Annotated in this window: 21 protein-coding genes and 1 pseudogene; 5 read left to right on the top strand and 17 right to left on the bottom strand. The window is 32.7% G+C overall.

The genetic code is table 11. The features are described from left to right. The first annotated feature begins 181 nt into the window (after positions 1-181). Positions 182-787 (top strand): DedA family protein, encoded by a 606-nt coding sequence (locus tag PQF83_RS08195; RefSeq protein WP_000254816.1) that lies wholly within the window; start codon positions 182-184, stop codon positions 785-787. 59 nt (positions 788-846) lie between these two features. Here the strand turns inward: PQF83_RS08195 and PQF83_RS08200 are convergent, their stop codons facing one another. Next, a complete protein-coding gene (locus tag PQF83_RS08200) occupies positions 847-1314 on the bottom strand; it encodes a hypothetical protein (RefSeq protein WP_000711953.1) in 468 nt (155 codons plus the stop codon). Positions 1315-1454: 140 nt separating this feature from the next. Here PQF83_RS08200 and PQF83_RS08205 point away from each other — a divergent pair, with 140 nt between their 5' ends. After that, entirely contained in the window at positions 1455-1679 is a 225-nt protein-coding gene (locus PQF83_RS08205) for a hypothetical protein (RefSeq protein ID WP_000558707.1), read from the top strand. Between the two features lie 39 nt (positions 1680-1718). Here PQF83_RS08205 and dltD read toward each other — a convergent pair whose 3' ends face one another. The 9 genes and pseudogenes from dltD to PQF83_RS08250 all read right to left on the bottom strand — a co-directional run. Continuing rightward, entirely contained in the window at positions 1719-2900 is a 1182-nt protein-coding gene (gene dltD, locus PQF83_RS08210; protein WP_000782289.1) for a D-alanyl-lipoteichoic acid biosynthesis protein DltD, read from the bottom strand. Positions 2901-3166: 266 nt separating this feature from the next. Further along, positions 3167-3694, bottom strand: coding sequence for a GNAT family N-acetyltransferase (locus PQF83_RS08215; protein WP_000461339.1), 528 nt, complete (start codon positions 3692-3694; stop codon positions 3167-3169). A gap of 116 nt (positions 3695-3810) precedes the next feature. Further along, positions 3811-5433 carry a peptide ABC transporter substrate-binding protein gene (locus tag PQF83_RS08220; RefSeq protein ID WP_000758243.1) on the bottom strand — a complete coding sequence of 541 codons (1623 nt, stop codon included), beginning with the start codon at positions 5431-5433 and terminating at the stop codon, positions 3811-3813. 20 nt (positions 5434-5453) lie between these two features. Then, positions 5454-6455, bottom strand: a complete 1002-nt coding sequence (locus tag PQF83_RS08225; protein WP_000755452.1) for a C40 family peptidase — start codon at positions 6453-6455, stop codon at positions 5454-5456. Between the two features lie 39 nt (positions 6456-6494). Continuing rightward, complete coding sequence (locus tag PQF83_RS08230; protein WP_001997652.1) at positions 6495-7556, bottom strand: dipeptide epimerase; 1062 nt, start codon at positions 7554-7556, stop codon at positions 6495-6497. 142 nt (positions 7557-7698) lie between these two features. Further along, complete coding sequence (locus PQF83_RS08235; RefSeq protein WP_000271328.1) at positions 7699-8025, bottom strand: DUF3870 domain-containing protein; 327 nt, start codon at positions 8023-8025, stop codon at positions 7699-7701. Between the two features lie 259 nt (positions 8026-8284). Continuing rightward, complete coding sequence (locus PQF83_RS08240; protein WP_001228720.1) at positions 8285-8641, bottom strand: FtsB family cell division protein; 357 nt, start codon at positions 8639-8641, stop codon at positions 8285-8287. Positions 8642-9028: 387 nt separating this feature from the next. Beyond that, complete coding sequence (locus PQF83_RS08245) at positions 9029-9625, bottom strand: DJ-1/PfpI family protein (protein WP_000981417.1); 597 nt, start codon at positions 9623-9625, stop codon at positions 9029-9031. Continuing rightward, positions 9622-9708, bottom strand: a pseudogene (locus tag PQF83_RS08250) (ankyrin repeat domain-containing protein); the annotation flags it as partial. The gene PQF83_RS08245 and the pseudogene PQF83_RS08250, both read right to left, overlap by 4 nt. A 153-nt stretch (positions 9709-9861) precedes the next feature. On the opposite strand from PQF83_RS08250, the gene PQF83_RS08255 reads away from it, so the two are divergent. Beyond that, positions 9862-10293: a cytidine deaminase gene (locus tag PQF83_RS08255; RefSeq protein ID WP_000903440.1), complete on the top strand. Its 432-nt coding sequence runs from the start codon at positions 9862-9864 to the stop codon at positions 10291-10293. A 254-nt stretch (positions 10294-10547) separates the two neighbouring features. Here PQF83_RS08255 and PQF83_RS08260 read toward each other — a convergent pair whose 3' ends face one another. The 3 genes from PQF83_RS08260 to PQF83_RS08270 form a co-directional block, all read right to left on the bottom strand. Further along, entirely contained in the window at positions 10548-10778 is a 231-nt protein-coding gene (locus PQF83_RS08260; protein WP_000789033.1) for a hypothetical protein, read from the bottom strand. Positions 10779-11089: 311 nt separating this feature from the next. Next, complete coding sequence (locus PQF83_RS08265) at positions 11090-11353, bottom strand: hypothetical protein (RefSeq protein ID WP_001262613.1); 264 nt, start codon at positions 11351-11353, stop codon at positions 11090-11092. Positions 11354-11559: 206 nt separating this feature from the next. Further along, positions 11560-12324 (bottom strand): class I SAM-dependent methyltransferase, encoded by a 765-nt coding sequence (locus tag PQF83_RS08270; protein ID WP_000490900.1) that lies wholly within the window; start codon positions 12322-12324, stop codon positions 11560-11562. A 205-nt stretch (positions 12325-12529) separates the two neighbouring features. Between PQF83_RS08270 and PQF83_RS08275 the strand changes: the two genes are divergently transcribed. Continuing rightward, positions 12530-12811: a hypothetical protein gene (locus PQF83_RS08275; protein WP_001083949.1), complete on the top strand. Its 282-nt coding sequence runs from the start codon at positions 12530-12532 to the stop codon at positions 12809-12811. Between the two features lie 169 nt (positions 12812-12980). On the opposite strand, the gene PQF83_RS08280 is transcribed toward PQF83_RS08275, so the two are convergent. From PQF83_RS08280 to PQF83_RS08290, 3 genes are all read right to left on the bottom strand, one after another. Continuing rightward, entirely contained in the window at positions 12981-14774 is a 1794-nt protein-coding gene (locus PQF83_RS08280) for a Xaa-Pro dipeptidyl-peptidase (RefSeq protein ID WP_000516715.1), read from the bottom strand. Positions 14775-14978: 204 nt separating this feature from the next. Beyond that, positions 14979-16355, bottom strand: a complete 1377-nt coding sequence (locus tag PQF83_RS08285) for a sensor histidine kinase (protein WP_001037245.1) — start codon at positions 16353-16355, stop codon at positions 14979-14981. Further along, positions 16348-16995 (bottom strand): response regulator transcription factor, encoded by a 648-nt coding sequence (locus PQF83_RS08290; RefSeq protein ID WP_000865966.1) that lies wholly within the window; start codon positions 16993-16995, stop codon positions 16348-16350. Before PQF83_RS08290 ends, PQF83_RS08285 begins: the two co-directional genes overlap by 8 nt. Positions 16996-17116: 121 nt before the next feature. Here PQF83_RS08290 and PQF83_RS08295 point away from each other — a divergent pair, with 121 nt between their 5' ends. Continuing rightward, the gene (locus PQF83_RS08295) at positions 17117-17536 is read left to right on the top strand and encodes a hypothetical protein (RefSeq protein ID WP_000591786.1); all 420 of its coding nucleotides are present in this window, start codon (positions 17117-17119) and stop codon (positions 17534-17536) included. A gap of 55 nt (positions 17537-17591) precedes the next feature. Here the strand turns inward: PQF83_RS08295 and PQF83_RS08300 are convergent, their stop codons facing one another. Beyond that, entirely contained in the window at positions 17592-18041 is a 450-nt protein-coding gene (locus PQF83_RS08300; protein ID WP_000651671.1) for a GNAT family N-acetyltransferase, read from the bottom strand. Positions 18042-18197 lie beyond the last annotated feature (156 nt).

The following is an 18197-nucleotide window of genomic DNA, read 5'->3' on the forward strand; positions in this document are numbered from 1 at the left end:
TTCATTCTCTCTTCATGAAAATTGAACTTATATACTTTACTATAATCCTTATAAAGAACATAAAAGAATTGAAATAGCAATCCCCTATACAAATAAGGTATAATCTACACATAGTGAATCTTTTATATTATTAACTATAAGGTTCACCTATTCAAAAATACATAAACTAGAAGGTGCAACAATGGTAAGTAGTTTTATTCACTCAGTATTAACATTTTTTGAAGGGCTAGGTTATTGGGGCATTATGCTTGGACTTATGATTGAAATTATCCCAAGTGAGATTGTCCTTGCTTATGCGGGATACTTAGTATTCAATGGTAGTATCTCATTTTTAGGCGCAGTTGTGTTTGGTACAATTGGTGGTGTTATTGCTCAAATCTTTATTTATTGGATTGGCCGATACGGCGGACGCCCTATATTAGAACGTTATGGAAAATATATTTTCATACATAAAAAACAAATAGATGCTGCAGAAGATTGGTTTAATCGTTACGGAACTGGCGTCATTTTTACAGCACGCTTCATTCCAGTAGTGCGTCATGCGATTTCAATTCCTGCTGGTATTACAAAAATGTCATTCCTACGTTTCACTACGTTAACAGCACTCGCAATCATCCCTTGGTCTATCATTTTCATTTACTTAGGTGAAAAACTAGGTGAAAATTGGGAGAATATTAATGATATCGCTGGACCATATGTGAAATCATTCGCAATTGGTGGCGTCATACTTATTGTTTTATACTTCGTTATAAAAAAATGGACAAAAAAACGTAAAAATCTTGCGTAAAAATATAAATAAAAACCGCTATACATTCATTACGAATGTTAGCGGTTTTTATTATAGGCTTAATTTTGTATTAGAAATTGCATTATTTCTTCTTTATGCTTTAAGTCATGTTGAATGAGTGATGAAAAGTAATGATTTAATTTCACTTTTTTAGTGCCAAATTGGTAGTCATTATAAAAATATTGGGTGGGAATTCGCCCAATTCCATCCACTAACTGTTTACGAGTAACACTAAATTGATTTAATAGTTCTTCTTTTGAAATACCAGATCTTGCATATTTAATTGCTCCCTTATTCATTTCCTCAACATCTATTGGAACATTTGGTACAGATTGTCCACTTATAAAGTATGGAATTCTATCCTTTATTAAAAACACGTCCCAAACGATAAAATGTGAAATCACATCCGCAATTGCCCATGAACCTTCTCTTAATGCCTGAAACCATATATCATCAGGTACTTGCTGTAATGTTTGACACCATTCTATTATATTTAACTTTTCTTCTAAAATATTTTCTTTCTTCATTATGCATTCCTTTCTCGCACTTGTAATTCATTCATATGAATATCTTCTAGGAATTATATAAAAAGCCTCCATAATTATGTGGATAAGCAACAATTCACTCATTCATTTCGTATATTATCTCAAAAAGGAGTGATTCCCCTATGCATTGGCAACAAAAAATACAATACTTAATCGGACGCCCTATCGGTATTTCCTTCATAAATGGGCAAGGAACCTCTGGTGTATTATGTTCAGCACATGATGGTCAATTATATGTGTATGAATACCTTTATCAAGCGCAGTTCGCAATGAAGCATTATGATTTTAGCCAAATTCAAGATATACATGCCTTTCCGAATTGCCCACATCAAAATCCTCTATACTAAAAAAAGGAACAGCTTATAGCCGTTCCTTTTTCTCCACACTTATTTCTCAGTATAAAAGTTTTGCACTGCTTCATCAAAGTAAATCCAGCCTTTCCAACCTAAATGAATTGTATCTTTTAAGAAATACTTATCATATTCATGGCCAGAGAAATCGACTACTGGATACCCAGCTTTCTCAACTTGTTCCCTAACTTTTTTATAATACACTTCACGGCGCTCTTTAGGGAAACCAGCGTAATCATACCACGGTCCATTTACAGGTACAGAAATAAAGAGCGGCTTGACATTTTTCTCTTTAAAAATATTTAAAACAATTTGTAAGTCATCATATTCTGGTGATTCGTCATATGATTCATTTGCTCTAAAGTTTTTTAAACCTTTTAACTTTTTCTTCAAATTATGTTTATAGTAATATGGATTTTCAATTCCGAATGTGTTTGTAGTAGATTCCGCTTTCCCTTCTTCTTCCGCATGTTTACGTGCATCTACCCAAGAAATTGAACGTAGTCCCACATTTGTTTTTTCTTTCATCGGCTCAATCTTAAATATGGAGTTAAATAAATCCCTATGATCTAAAATATTTCGATGCATATAAGCAAGTGGTTTAACTAAACCCGCTTTTACGTTATGTTTCGTATCATTAAATACAATACCTTCTAAGGAATTTTTTAATATATCATCTTCTTGAACAACTTTATAATCTAAAAGTCGTTTCGCAATTTGCTTCTTCATTTCTACATTTATTTTATCATTAAAAATAAAATGATATGCTTGTTGTTTAGAGAAATTGTTCGTAAAATCCCCCTGCGATACACCAGTCTTTGTAAACCATTGTGGTGATAAAACAAAGACTACTTTTTTACCTTCTAACTCATCCATTGTAGATGTCATATTTAATATATGAGCTAAACTTTGTGTACCGCCAATCCCAATTAAATATGGCGTAAAACCAGCGGGATTTACTTTGAAATAATTAGACGGATGATATGCATCCATTCGTAAAAATTCAGATGAACCGTACATCGGTAAATACTGCGAATTCTCTAACATTTTCTGTTGCAAGAATACACTTTGTAATTTTTCTTTTTGTAAGGAAGTTGCCGCATCTGCTACCTTCTTATCACTAATCAGTGATACTAAACTTTTCGATGGGATGAGTATGATAATAAAAAAAAGCACACACGCTAAAATTATGGGACCAAAGGCATGCTTCATTTTCATTTTTTATTCCTCTTCCTATCACAATTAAATTGTAACCCTTGTCTTTGACACGTCATCATTTCTCTCCTTTTTCTCTATACATGTTCCATTCTATTTATCTATTATATACATGTATGTATTTCTTTCCTTGTTCTATTAAGACCCATATATAGCGCAAGAAAATGATTCCATAGAAACACGTTAATTATACAAGATTCTACATACATTTCACACTGAAATTTTAGTAATAATTTTATTTTTTAACAATGAAAAAACATATGAAATGTCTAGAATTCTTCGGATGATGTATTGAGTTCAAAATATGATAATAAGCGCCCGCTATAATCAACTTCATGAGTATATATAAACCCTAGATTTCGTAAAAGTTTTTTCGAGTTCTCATTTGCTACTTTTACTCTAGCAATTATTCTTTTTACATTCATCATCTCTTTTGCATATTGAATGGAAGCCTTTGCTGCTTCTGACGCATATCCATTTCCCCAATATTCCGGATCAAGTAAATACATAATTTCTATTTCACCTGTTTCATCTATTTTTCTTAAACCACAATGTCCTAAAAGCTCTCCTGTATTTCTATTAACTAACAACCATACCCCGAAACCATACTGTTCCCAATGTGATATTAGTTGCATAATATAGTCCTTCGCTTCTTCCTTTGACATTCCCTTTGATTTAGCAAGCCATTTGCCAACAGCCTCTTCTTTTACTATGCTATAAAATTGATCAACATCTTCTATAATGGGCTTTCTCATGAATAACCTTTTTGTATGTATTACTTTCTTTTCTTCAAACATAAAACTTCATTCCCCTCCAAAATTTTATACAGACTAGTAAATTATACCATGTACTATTTACCCGACTTTAACTAAAAAACAGACTACCACAAACGTGGAGTCTGTTTTCTCATCCTTTATTTTTGTACATCTGCCCACTTTAAACTTGTTGCTGGTCCAAATTGATGTACGTATAAATCTTTCACATACGGCTTTTGTAAGTACGATAATCCGCGCTGGAATACTGGAGCAATTACCGCATCATCCAGCAACATCTTCTCAGCATCTTGCAATGCTTTCCAACGGTTTTTTTCATCATTACCTAATTCTGTTTTAATCTTCTTAATTAACGCATCATATTCTGGATTTGCATATTCAGTATTGTTTACACTGCTTCCAGAAAGGAATACTTCTAAGTAAGTCATTGGATCTGGATAATCTGGTAACCAGCGTGATAACGACATTTCATATTCTTTCTTCTTCTCTAGCGCTAATTTTTGCGTGTGTGGTTGTAATTTCACATTTACCTTTAAGCCAGGTAAGTTTTTCTCAAGCTGCTCTTTAATATATTCTCCTACTTTTTTGAAGTTTTCTAAATCATAGTTTAATAACTCAAGCGTTACTTCATTTGTACCTGTTTCTTGCTTCGCCTTTTCCCAATATTCTTTCGCCTGTTTTACATCCGTTTTATTAAACTCACCTGCTGTACTTCTAAAATCTTTTTTATCTGGACCTTTTAAAAATCCTTTTGGCACGTAATAGTTTGCAGCAACCGAACCATCATTTAAAAATGAAGTCGCAAGTCCTTTCTTATCAAACACTGTACTTAGTGCAAGACGTGCATTTTTATTTTTAAGAATCGGTACATTTTCATTGAATCGGAAGAAGTACATAACCGGATCTGTATATTGTTTAAGCTCTTTATTATTTTTATATTTATCTACGAATTCAGTTGAAATGACAGCTCGATCAACTTTATCTGTTTCATATAAATTTACCGCAGTTGAAATTTCTTTAACAATTTGATAATTTACTTCATCTAGCTTCACTTCTTTTTTATCCCAATACTTATCGTTTTTCTTCATCGTAAAACTAGCTTCATGCTTCCAATCAGCTAATGTAAATGGCCCATTATATACCGCTTTATTTGCTTCTAATCCGTATTTATCACCTTGTTCTTTCGCATATTTTTCGTTAATTGGATAGAACGATGGTAAAATAAGTAATTTCGTAAAATACGGTACAGGATGTTCTAACTCTACAACGAATGTTTTATCATCCGTCGCTTTCACTCCTAATTCCTCTAACCCTAGTTGTTTCTTATTTATTTTCTCCGCATTTTTCACATCGTACGCAATGTATGCATATTGAGAAGCCGTATCCGGATTAATAAGCTGCTTCCAAGCATATACGTAATCTTGCGCTGTTACTGGATCTCCGTTAGACCACTTCGCATCACGCAAGTGGAATGTATATGTTTTCCCATCTTTACTCACTTCATATTTTTGTGCTCCAGCCTCAATCACTTCATCGTTTTTCGATAAGCGGAATAATCCTTCCATGACGTTATTTAAAACGTTAAATGATACTGCATCTGTTACTTTCCCTGAATTTAATGACGGAATTTCACCCGTTTCTAGTAACTGTAATACTTTCTTCTCATCTTTCGGCTTTGTCGTTGTTTTTTCTTTTGCGCAGCCAACTAAAATTGAAGAAACGAATAGAGTACTAACTAATGAGTAACGAACAACTTTTTTCATTTGAAAACCCCCTCTATTTTTTAAGGTAAGTAACGACGGGCGCCAGCGTATTCTTCTATATATCCTGGTGTATTTAGCGGTATAATCTCTACCGATCTTTCAGCTCTCGGTGAGTGAATCATATTTCCATCACCAATGTACATCCCCACATGATGAACACTGCCTTTCCCTTGATCATGTGCAAAGAAGATTAAATCTCCTTTTTGTAAATGTTCTTTATCAACTGCAACTCCATTTCTCGATTGCGGACCAGAATCTCGTGGAATTGTAATACCGTGCGATTTATAAATCGTATGTGTAAATCCAGAGCAATCAAATCCGAAGCCACTTGTACCAGCCCAAATGTACGGTAATCCTAAAAACATTTTCCCTGTGTTTATTAGATCATCGGCCGTCGGGGTTGGAATATCATTTTGAGAACGGTAAACTGTTCCATCATTTTTTCGTAGCCAAGCTTTCTGCCCATTTGGTAGCAACACGCGGTATGAAATCGTATCTTCACTAAGTAGCGGCAGTCGCGTATTATAGCTCACTTCAAGCGATTTATGTTTTTCAGAAGGATTTATATATAAAATGGCTGTCGGTTTCGTTACTAATACGAAAGGTTCATTTGTTTTATCTGCAAATTCTTGATTATATGTTAACTGTTTTTCAGGCATCCATCCTGGGTAGCCTTCTTCATTTCGAGGTGTTGGCTGACCATGGACTAACACTTTCACCCAATCCCCTTTTTTATCTACAACTGTTACTTCTTGGCCTAATAACGCTTGCGTTTCTAATTTATTTGCACTTGTTAACCAAAGTTTCTCATCCAGCGTCATCGATTTCGTCCACTTCCACAAATCAACTGGATTTGTAGCACTTGGTGCATCAATTGGCCGTAATGAATCAGGCGTGGTCCAAAGTGTTGCGGCAGATACATCGATAAACGCCTTACTATCTTTCTTTTCTTCAGCATTTGCTGATGTAAACGATGAAAATATAAATAAAGTTGTTAAAAATGCAGTTCCTACTTTTTTCATACATATCCCCCTTAAAAGATAATTTACTAGTCTCTTCTCCTAAGATTTACTATTCACTGTCGATTGAAGGTTTACCTTTGATCCAGAATAAGTCATTCCTTCCGGTTCTTCCATTAACCAAAGTGGCGCATCAAGATCGAAGTAATGAATATTAGGATGTGCAGCAGCTAAATGTGCAACAGCGCTAACAGAAAGAGAAGATTCCATCATGCTTCCTACCATACATTTCACACCAGCTGCTTCTGCGATATCAGCAATACGCCACGCTTCACGTATGCCTCCACATTTCATTAATTTAATATTGATTAAGTCTGCATATCTTCCTTGCACAATTTTTAATGCATCACTCGCTGAAAATATGCTTTCATCTGCCATAATAGGTGTTTGTACATGATCTTTGACGTACTTTAATCCATCCCAATCTTTCGCATGAACAGGTTGTTCAATAAATTCAATATTTAAATTGCGATTTTCCATCTCTTTAATGATAGAAACTGCCTCTTTTGGATTCCACCCTTGATTTGCATCTAATCGTAACGTCGTATTTTTTGGTACGCTATTTCGAATCGCTTCAATACGTTCTAAGTCTAAGTGTGCAGATTTCCCCACTTTAATTTTTAAAGTTTGAAATCCTTTTTCTACATGTTGCTTTGCCTCTTTCGCCATAATGAACGGTTCATCTACACTTACAGTAATATCTGTGTGAATTTCTTTTTTTCCACCTAATAATGCGTAAAGTGGAATGTTATGATATTGACAATACACATCATATAATGCGATATCTACCGCGGCTTTCGCACTTGGATTTCCAATGCAACTCATTTGGATGTGCTGTAGTAACTGCTGAAATTGAATGATATCTTGACCAATTAAATTGGAACGCATCGGCCCTAAAATTGCTTCTTCAATCCCGTTAGCGAAATCCCCCGTAATAACCGGTGTTGCAGCTGCTGCACCCTTGCCAACAATTCCTTCATCTGTATGAATATATACATCTATACTTTCTATTTCGGTTACGGTACGAAGCGCGGTTTTAAACGGTGTATGAAGATTTACACGTCTACGATTTACTTTTACATCGGTAATTTTCATTTTGTTCATCCTTTCGTTGTCTGGCAAAACGGATCCTTAATTCTCAACTTTTTTGGAGCAAAAGATCTCCGTTTTCGCTTACTTTTCATATAGAAGGTAAATGTGAAATAAAAAATCCAGCCATAAGAAGATTCTTACGGCTGGATTTTGTCTATGAATGGGTAGACAAAGCAGCGATTTGATTATATTTTTTCTGTGCATCTTTTAATGCTACAAGTAATGCTTTTTGAGACGAACCGAAATAACGATCTTTTATTTCCATTACTAATTCTGGGTCATTAATATTTTTATGTAGAAATAAATATTTAACGAATTGAGATGTTAATGCAATTGTCGCTGAGCAATCTGCATCTACAATTTCCCCAGTCTCCTTAACAAGTACAAACGCTACAAAATAGCTTTTAAACTTTTCGGTAATGGGATTATTTTGAGGTGCTTTCGCATCCCCTACGACATAAATTGTATTTGAAGCGTACACAGCTCTCTTCCTTTCTAATACGGGATAACGGTTTTCTTAATAGTCGTATGAGTGATAAACTCAACATGGATTAAAAAATGTATCCGCTTACCTTGTATTATAATACAATTGACAGAATTTTAACAACATTTATTTTCGTATATATTCCATAAGTATAAAAACAGCTCCAGCTCTTCATTTTTACAATATGTAATTGTTTCTTGTACCATGACATTCCTACATGAAAAAACAGCTAGCTATCGCTAACTGTTCTATTACACTATTTCGGCAACACAAATATAGTTTCATTTGACTTAGAAAATTGATATTCTTTTCTCGCAAACTTCAAAATTTCTTCATCATCATCTGTTAAATTTTCTATGTTAGTCTTTAAAGAAGCCTCATCTTTCTTTAAAGAAACCAATTGTTTTTTTTGATTCGTAATTGTATCTTTTTTTTCTACAATTATTTCTTGTTGTTTCGTTAAAATAAATTGAACGTACAAAGTAGCCGCCGCAATAAATATAAACATGAATATAAATCGTCTTAGTTTTTTCTTATTAATTGCTCGATTTTCATTAGACTGTGATAGTTGTTCTTGTATATTAGGAACATTTATTCGCTTGAGTTTCCTCATTATGAAATCCCCCTAACACATATATTTTCACTACCATCGGCATGATTTCTTATTAACTTTAATTCTATTCTTATAAAATAAGCTCCTTCACAAAAATATCTCACTAATTAACCAATTAAAGATAGCATTCGACGACATTTCCATATTTACATTGCATTTTTTTATGTATGCTGGCATAAAATAGTAGTTTCTGTTATTCTTTTTCTACTATTGTAGAAGAGTTTTTTTACATACAAAGTTCTCCTTGTTTTAACATGGTTACAAGGAGAAAAGAGATGCATTTTCGTACATTCGATAAACTAGAATGACTGTTTAAGAGCTTAAGTTTAGAGCATAGATCATACCTATATACACTCAAAATAAGAAAAAAGCCCAATTTGGGCTTTTTTAATTTTGTAAATCAATATCATATTCCATATTTTTGGCCGTTTCTTCAGCGATCTCCACACCTAGCAAATTTTTCACAATATGAAATGACATGTTAATACCAGCTGAAATACCTGCCGATGTAATAATATGTCCTTCATCTACAAATTTCACATTCTCCATTACTTCTACATTCGGAAAATCTTTTTTGAAAGTTTGAATACTAGCCCAATGTGTTGTTGCTTTTAACCCTTCCAGTAAACCAGCTTTCGCGAGTAATAACGCTCCGGTACAAACTGAAGTCATTAGCTTTACTTCTTTCATTTGCTGACGAACCCAATTTATTACAATATCATTTTTCACTTCATTTTCCCGTGCGCCTTTACCACCTGGAATGATTAATATATCAACTGGTGGTAAATCTTCAATACTATAATCAGGCTTTACCTTTAATCCGTTCCTTGCTGTAATCATTTCTCCATTTTGGCTAACTGTATAAACAGTAAATGGTTTCTCTTCATGTACTTTAGTGATAGAAAAAACTTCAAATGGCCCTGCAAAATCTAACACTTCCACCTCATTAAATAAAAATATCCCTACACTCCATTTATTCATCACACGTTCACTCCCTGTTGCAAATAATGTAAAAGGTGAGTATGACCTTTTTCTAAGGCTATATCATAGGCTGTTTTCTCATCATCACACTCTTCTATATGTTCTGTTGATTATTATATATTCCTTTTTTAATTATAGTTTACATAATAATATTATCTATTTAACATTTATCTTTTATTTTAAATATTAAAATTTTATGCTAAAATAATGCTAATCATGTTTAGTATGGAGGAGAAATTATGTTACACGTAATACCTTTAAATAGTGAAGACTATGATTTAATTAAAGCTGCTGAAAAAGTAATCGAAAAAAACTATAAATATGGTCGTCATCATATCGGTTCAGCTGTACGAACTAAAACGGGTAATATTTATGCAGCAGTGCATGTTGAAGCGAATGTTGGAAGAATAACAGTATGTGGTGAAGCTATGGCAATAGGAAAATCTATTTCCGAAGGTGATCATGAATTTGATACCATTGTAGCAGTTGCACACCCACACCCTCATGAAGATATAGAAAAATGTTGGGTTGTTGCTCCATGTGGGATGTGTCGAGAATTAATAAGTGATTACGGAAAAAATACGAATGTTATACTCTCTTATAATGGTGAACTTGTAAAATGTAACGTAATGGAATTATTACCTGAAAAGTATACAAGTGAAGTAGAATAATTATTCCTGTGTTCCATTCATCTTATAATATTATTCCAATAAAAAACAATCCGTTTTAAAAACGGATTGTTTTTTTATTTCTGTTTTATGCAGTTTATTTTATTTTTCTATTTTTTAAATAATTAAATTATCATTAATAAAAATGAAATTAAAAATATTTAAGTTTATTACATTTTTTCATTTAAAAACAAAAATGCGTTTTCTCCTTACATTCGATAAATATTAATATAAAATCTCTAAAATCAGCAGTCTTATCATACCAATCTATAACAATTCTGTCTTCTTCCCTTACCTGTTTCCTTTAACACATATGATTTTAATACAAGCGACGTTAATGAATCTGTTAATGTTTTATATGATAAATTAGATAATGCCAATAGATCGTTCGTATATAACATTCTATGCTTCTCTAATAATAATAGTACTAATCGTTCAGACGGTTTTAATGCCTCATCACTTTCTAGTATAAAGTCTATATTTTTCATTTCTCTAATTATTACTCCTTATATAAAAAAATACTTACGCAACTAATTTAATATAAAAATAATACATAACAAAATTTGAAATATATTAAAATAACATTGTTTTAAAACACTATTATACTATAACATAGAAAAAGCATTTCCCGAAATAGGAAATGCTTTTTTATTGCTTATAGAATTCTTCAAACCATACATTATATTTCAAATATTGATCCGTACAATTCCCTACAAACTTCTCTGATCATTCAAAAGTATTTGTAGTACATCAAGTTCTACTAAAATGAGTTAACCATTTTCCGGCATTTTGTTCTACCTTAAATATTTCTTGCGATGTGCGGCTTACTGTAATGACTTGTTCCACCACCGCCTACTACTACTTTACCGCCTTGTTCGAAAATTAATAATTTACTTGAACCATCTGCAAGAAGTACTATTACTTCAGCATTATTACTTGTTGCTACATAAATTATATAACCACTTTTTGATATACAAGTTTCCCAATTCGCATCAAATTCTGATCTTACTACACGATTTGAATACACTTGATTTTCAATTCTATCTTGTTCTTCGTTTGCCAAATTTATCCCCTACCTCTCTAAAATATCATTTATAGAAACATTACAGTTCTATTTAAAATAGTGACTGTCTTTAATATAAATAGTATATGTAGTTAGTAGAAGGATGCTTGGACAATGAAAACGTAATAACATGTACGCAATATAATATACAATTAAAACAAGACAATCGATATTGTATCGATTGCCTTGTTTTCTTACATACTTCTTTATTTTTCTTTTCGCACAGCTTCAAAAGTAAACATTTGATTTGCATTTGACGGTTTTTTTTCAAAAACATAGTCAGCAGAGCAAGTAATATTAGAGAAACCAATACTTTCTAAAAGAAGTTTAAACTCTTCTATTCCATACCAACACACCGCAAAGCGTTGCAATTCCGTTTGTACTAACTGCCCTTTACTCCATTTTTCATATTTTAAATAGGATAGAGTAACTTGGTTCAGCCAATCTATTTCAATTGATTTATTTTCTAATGTAATTCCGTCACCATTTGGTAAAGAAAAAGTCGATGTATGAATCTCCCCCGTCTTCCAGTCATACGGAAGCATAATATCTACGATTAATCGTCCGCCTGGATTAAGGTGTTCATAAAAACATTTCAATGCATTTATAGAATCCTCTCGATTTTCAATTAAGCAAAAAGAACCAGTAGGAATGATAATTGCCTCATATTTATGCGGAAGTGAAAATTGTTGTAAGCTTCCTTCATATAAATTAGGGTGTAAGCCTCTCTCTTTGCATCTTATACGGCACGATTCTAGCATCTCAGGTGAATAGTCAATCCCATCTACTGTAAAACCAGCCTCAAGAAGCGGGATGATGACACGCCCTGATCCTACTGCTGCTTCGAGAATTCTTCCTCTACAATTTTTTAAACGTTTTTCGTAATACTCAATATCACCATTTAAAGAATAACCGACAGGCTTTGTGTAATCATAAAGTTCCGTGCAAAGTGTACTATAAAAACTAAACATTTATTTTCTCCTCCGTTTTTTACGTACGGAAGATTTCCATTCAACTAATCTTCCTGTACCTGTATTTTTAATAAAAATTCGAAAGAGCTGACTGTCATACTATATCACTCACTTTCCATAGAATATAATCATATTTTATAATATTTCCTTTGAAATGCCAATGTAAATAATGAAAATTCAAACTCTTTACCGAAAGGAGGATATGATGAATTCATTCATTATATTTCTTTTACTTCTTATTGCTTTTAATGCTCTAATTTTCTTTATAGCGAAGAAATATAGGCAAATATGGAAAATATCTAGTGGTATTTTCATTCTTGCTGCCCCCATTGTTTTCTTCGCCACTTTGCACATAATTGGCGAAAAAGTAGGCGATGGATTCGCTGGAGGTTTTGCTGGGCTTACATTTAGTGGCCTATTGATCATAAATGCAATTTTTTTATTTATTGTAAGCCTTTTTGTATCTACCAATAAACATTCACATTAAACTCTCCCTTTCAAAATGTAAAGAGGTTGTCTCATAAGTCTCTTTCGAAGTAAAATCACATGAAATTGAAAAGGAAGAAACGTTATTAAATCAACGTTTCTTCCTTTCACTTTCTATTCGGTTTTGGCTAAAAAGCACCTTTTGGGACAGCCTCTTTATCCATAACTATTTATTTCACAATTGGCAATGTCACTTCACTTAATTTCACTGTAAGCTTCGTGCCCGCTTTCGGTCTAATTGTATAATCATAGTCGCTAGCAATTAAAACGACTCCTATTTGATGCCCAGCTTTAAAGACATAATCATCTGGCTGCATGTCCCATGTAAATGTATAATCTTTGCCTGGTTGAATCGCTGTTGAATTTTCTATACTTTTTACGTTTTGTGGATCCATCCAGCCTCGTGTTACGATTTCCGGCTTCGTTCCTCCATAATCAACAAGTAATGCTGTTAAATTTGATACAGATCGATCAATATTTCCTGTAATTGAAATCTTTGGTGTACCACTTATACGCGTATCTTTTTGCAGTACAGGCATTGTATACACTAATCGATTGGCTACTTCTAATTCTGGATTTGCTACTAATTCGTTTGATTTCATTTTTGCATCATCTACGAATGAAAACATCTTATTAACAGAACCCATACTGAATGGTAAATTAACTGCTTTATTACTTAAATACATTCGCACTTTTGACGGTACAGCTGCTGAATCTGGCCAGTTTTTTAATTTTTCCCATGTTTTATTTTCACGTTGTACATCAACCATTGGCTCATTCATAATCCCATTTTCAATTCCATATAACCAATAATCGAACCATTTATTTTGTGTTCTTTGCCAGTCATTCGTTGATGTTCCACCGTGTCCACCTTGATGTAGCCACATTTTACGAGGAACATCATTCTCTCCAAGCGCTTCCCACCATTGCGCGAACTGCTTCGTTTTTACATTCCAATCATTTAAACCATGAACAACAAACACACTCGCTTTTATATTTTTAGCATCTTTTACATAATTTCGTTTATCCCAAAAATCATTATAATTACCAGTTTTCCGGTCCTGTCCGGCTGTTAGCTCTTTTATTACTTGTCCGCAAACTTCAGGGTTTTCCCTTGTTAATACTGCTTCTGCCATATTATCTGTATCTTCTCCTTGGTATCCACCTGGCGCAATCACTGCACCGTTTGCACGATAATAATCATACCAACTACTAATCGCTGCGATTGGAATAATTGTTTTCAACCCTTCAACACCAGTCGTCGCAACAGCATTTGGTAACGTACCATTATAAGAGACTCCTGTCATACCGACATCTCCCGTTGACCAATCAGCTTTAACTTCCTCACCATTTTCTTTATATGCTTTCGCACGTCCATTTACCCAATCAATTACAGATTTCGTCCCTAATATTTCTTGCTCATCCCCAGTCGTCGGACACCCATCTGATTTCCCAGTTCCAATACTTTCACCTAAAATGACTGCATAGCCTCTTGGTACATAATAATTTCCATACGAACCAAGATTAACAGCTCCATACGGTTTCCCTTCATACGCATACAATTCTTCATCTACGTTATATACAGGTACATCTTTTAAGCCAGCTCGATATGGACTCATTTCATATATAACAGGAACTTTCACATTCGAATCAGTTTTTGGACGCATAACTTTTACCGATACACGATCCTTTTTTCCATCTCGATCACTATCTACTTCCGTTTCTACAAATAAATTTTCAATAATTGCTTCATCAAGCGAATAAATCGGTTTTGTCATCCCATTTTCTAATTCAATTTTCGTACTTGAACGTAACGCATCTGAAACAATTCCATTTAACTTCACGTCATGCTCATTTATGTAGTTTGTTTCTTTATTATCTGCATACGCAGTCATACTAGAAACTCCTGACGTAATTGATAAAGATAATATTGCTGATAATGTTGCTATTTTCTTTTTCCCCATATCCTTCCCTCCCCATTTATGTCTCCTTTTACTATACAATATAATTACTGAAAATTCAGTTTATTTTTTTTTATACAGCAACTTGAGAAATTTGTAGAACACTCTTCCAACGGGCTTTCAAGGTTATATATTCTGATTTACTGCTCTCATATAATCAATAAAAAACATCACCTATTAATAGACGATGCTTCTAATTGTATTGAATTAGTCATTCTTCATAGTAATATAAAACCGTATTTCTCCCTCTTTAGTAGATACGCCATAGTCAAAACCATGCCTTTCTAAAATACTTTTCACTATCGCTAGTCCTAATCCTGTGCCTGATTTTTCTTTACTTCGTGAAGAGTCTAAGACATAAAAAGGTTCCCAAATTTTATCGACATCTTTAATTTGTTCTGCATTAATCCCATTTTTAATTTGAAAATATACACTTTTATTTCTCTCTTCTAAAGTGATTATTATGTTTTGATTTGTTGTATATTTTATTGCGTTAGAAATTAAATTTTGAAACACCATTCCCATTTTATTTAAATCCGCATAAATGACCTGATTTTTAATATTACTGTTCGTCTGCAACTGTATTTCTTTCGACTCCAGTTCAATTTTATGCTTATCTATTATACTTCGGACTAATGGTTCAATAGGGAATTCTTCTTTTTGTAAAACATCTCTTTCTAACTTCGAAAATTGTAATAGTTCTTCAATTAAGTTTGATATTTGATCTGTTTGTTTAATAATTGTATCTACGTATGTCCCATCATCTAACCCATCCTTAATTCCCATAGAATATGCTTTTACTAATGCAATTGGTGTCTTTAATTCATGCGTCACATCACCCATAAATCGTTTTAAATGTTCATTACGATCTGTTAAATCTTGATGTGCTTCATGTAGTGTATCACTCATGATATTAATACTATCGGCTAACTCCCCTATTTCATCGTTCGTTTTCACTTTTGTTCTTTTAAACTTCAAATGTGAAATGTCCTGAGCTACATCACTTAGCTCTTTTAATGGAGTCGTTATTATTTTTGAAAGTATCCACACAAGTAAAATAATAAGAAGGAGTGAGAAACAAAGAATGTATAAATAAAATGTATTTAACGTTTTTATAATTTCGTTAGAATGTGCAATAGAAGTTCCCATTAAAATTATTGTATTATCTTTTGCAATATATTTAGCGAAAAAACTTGCTTTTAACTTCTCTTGATCATATAGTTTATTCGATTGCCCTTCCACTTTCACCTTCATGACTGCGTCTTTCGTAATCCACAGTTTATTTAAAACTACTTTCTTTTTCGTAAGTTGCATGCGTAACGATTCGTTCATATCATCTTCTGACTGATTGATTGACGTATATGCAAACGTAACGTTATTTTCGCTTTCAATTGTACGAATTACATCTTCTAACTCATTTACAGGTGTATTTTGTATTTGCACTGTAAATTCATTCAAGTTCTCTCTCGTTTTGTAAATATTATATTTCGGTAAAAGATAGTTAATTATTAATAAAGAGATCGTAAAAATAAGAATAACAGTTAAAGAAATGCTGAGAAATAGTTTTTTTCCAAGTTTATTCACTCTGCTCCTCCAAACTATACCCTAAACCACGATGCGTCTTTATAATATTTTCTCCTACTTTTTTACGTAACCTTCTTACATGTGTATCAACAGTTCGCTCTTCTCCAAAATAGTCAAATCCCCATACGATATCTAACAATTTTTTACGAGTCAAAATCATGCCTTTATGACTTAAAAAACACTTTATTAATTCTAGCTCTGTTTTTGTAATATCTAACTCTTTGTCATTTTTATAAACTTTATTTTTCGTAAAATCTATTTTCAAATCTTGAACTTGAATGACATCATCATGCTGTATTAGCTTTTTCGCTCGAGTAATGAGTACACCTGGATGAAATGGTTTTTTTACGTACTCATCTGCCCCGCTTTGAAGAGCTGCTAATTCATCTTCACTTTCACTTTTCGCCGTAAGCATTAATACTTTTACGCTTGAGTTTTTCTTTATTTCCTTACAAACAGTAATACCGCTATGTTTCGGCATCATCCAATCTAAAATAGCTAAATCAATTTTTTCATCATAAAATATTTGAAGTGCTTCTTCTCCATCTTTCGCTAAGAAAACTTCGAAGCCTTCTTTCTCAAAATAAGCTTTTAAAATCCTTAGCATATCTTGTTCATCATCTGCGATTAATACTTTCATACATTATCCTCCATTGCTTTTAAACAAAAATCAATTGTATCATACAACTTCTTTGTTACATAAATGTGACAGAAAAATATTTGAAATTTTTAAGGGTATAGTAAAGACGAGGTGTTGTATTATGATTAAAAAAATTGGAGTCATTACTCTTCTTTGTTTCTTATTATCGACAAATGTGTTAGCAAATACAAATCAACAAATTGAAGTATTTGATTGTCAAAAAGAAATGGTCATTCAAAAACAATCTTTAGATCCAGCTATTCAAAAAAAAGCTGTTCAATTTGCTAAATCCATTACTGGCGCCTTCAAAAACTTAAATGTCGTTCCAAAAGATGGTCACATGATAAAAATCCCTTTATCTAAACCAGTTTCTATTACAAATCAATGGCTACAAACAACAATTGATGAAGTACTTATTCTTCTCCCTCTTAATCAAAAACCTTATATTATGCTTTACGACGATGAAAATAATCCACATTTTTATTATGTAAAAGGTGATCCGAAGGGACTATTGAAAGAAATGAATGTTAAACATAATTGACTAGAAAAAAGAGACTTCATACGCTTATTTTTCGAAGCAGAGGTCTCTTTTTTTACTAACATAATACTTTATAGTGACTAGAGCCTTTATATACCTGCCCCTTCACAAATCCATTTGCACTATAAAATGCATCACCTTGTTTTGTATCTGTATGTAAAACAACTACTTTAAAATTCTTTTCCGCATGAGATAATAGTCGCTTTAATAACAAGTTCCCTAGCCCTATACGACGATAGTCCTTTGAAATATAAAATCGCCTTAATCGGCCAATCTTATTATTTTCTGTATATGGATCCTCATTTAACCCTCCTATTCCAATTAACTTTTCCCCTTGAAAAATACCATATAGACATTCACCCGTTTTATTAAATGTGTTTATTTTATTTTCATATTCACTTATTAGTTTTATTAGGAAATAAAACCCTTCATCTTTGCTTTCCTGAACAAGATAATCGGATTCGTATATCATTAAATCTTCAATTTGTTGAATATGTATATCTTTCAAGTAAATCCCCCCTTAATATAGAAACACATAAAAATGCTCTAGAATCATTTATTCTGAGCATTTTTATGATTGTTATCTTATTCAATTCGTAGTATGTGTATTCTTCACTTCAGTTTTAAATCGATAATATAGTTGTTTAAGTCTTATTGAACTAAA

Origin of the sequence: Bacillus sp. FF-1 (assembly GCF_028548245.1) — a bacterium.
Taxonomy (GTDB): Bacteria; Bacillota; Bacilli; order Bacillales; family Bacillaceae_G; genus Bacillus_A; species Bacillus_A paranthracis.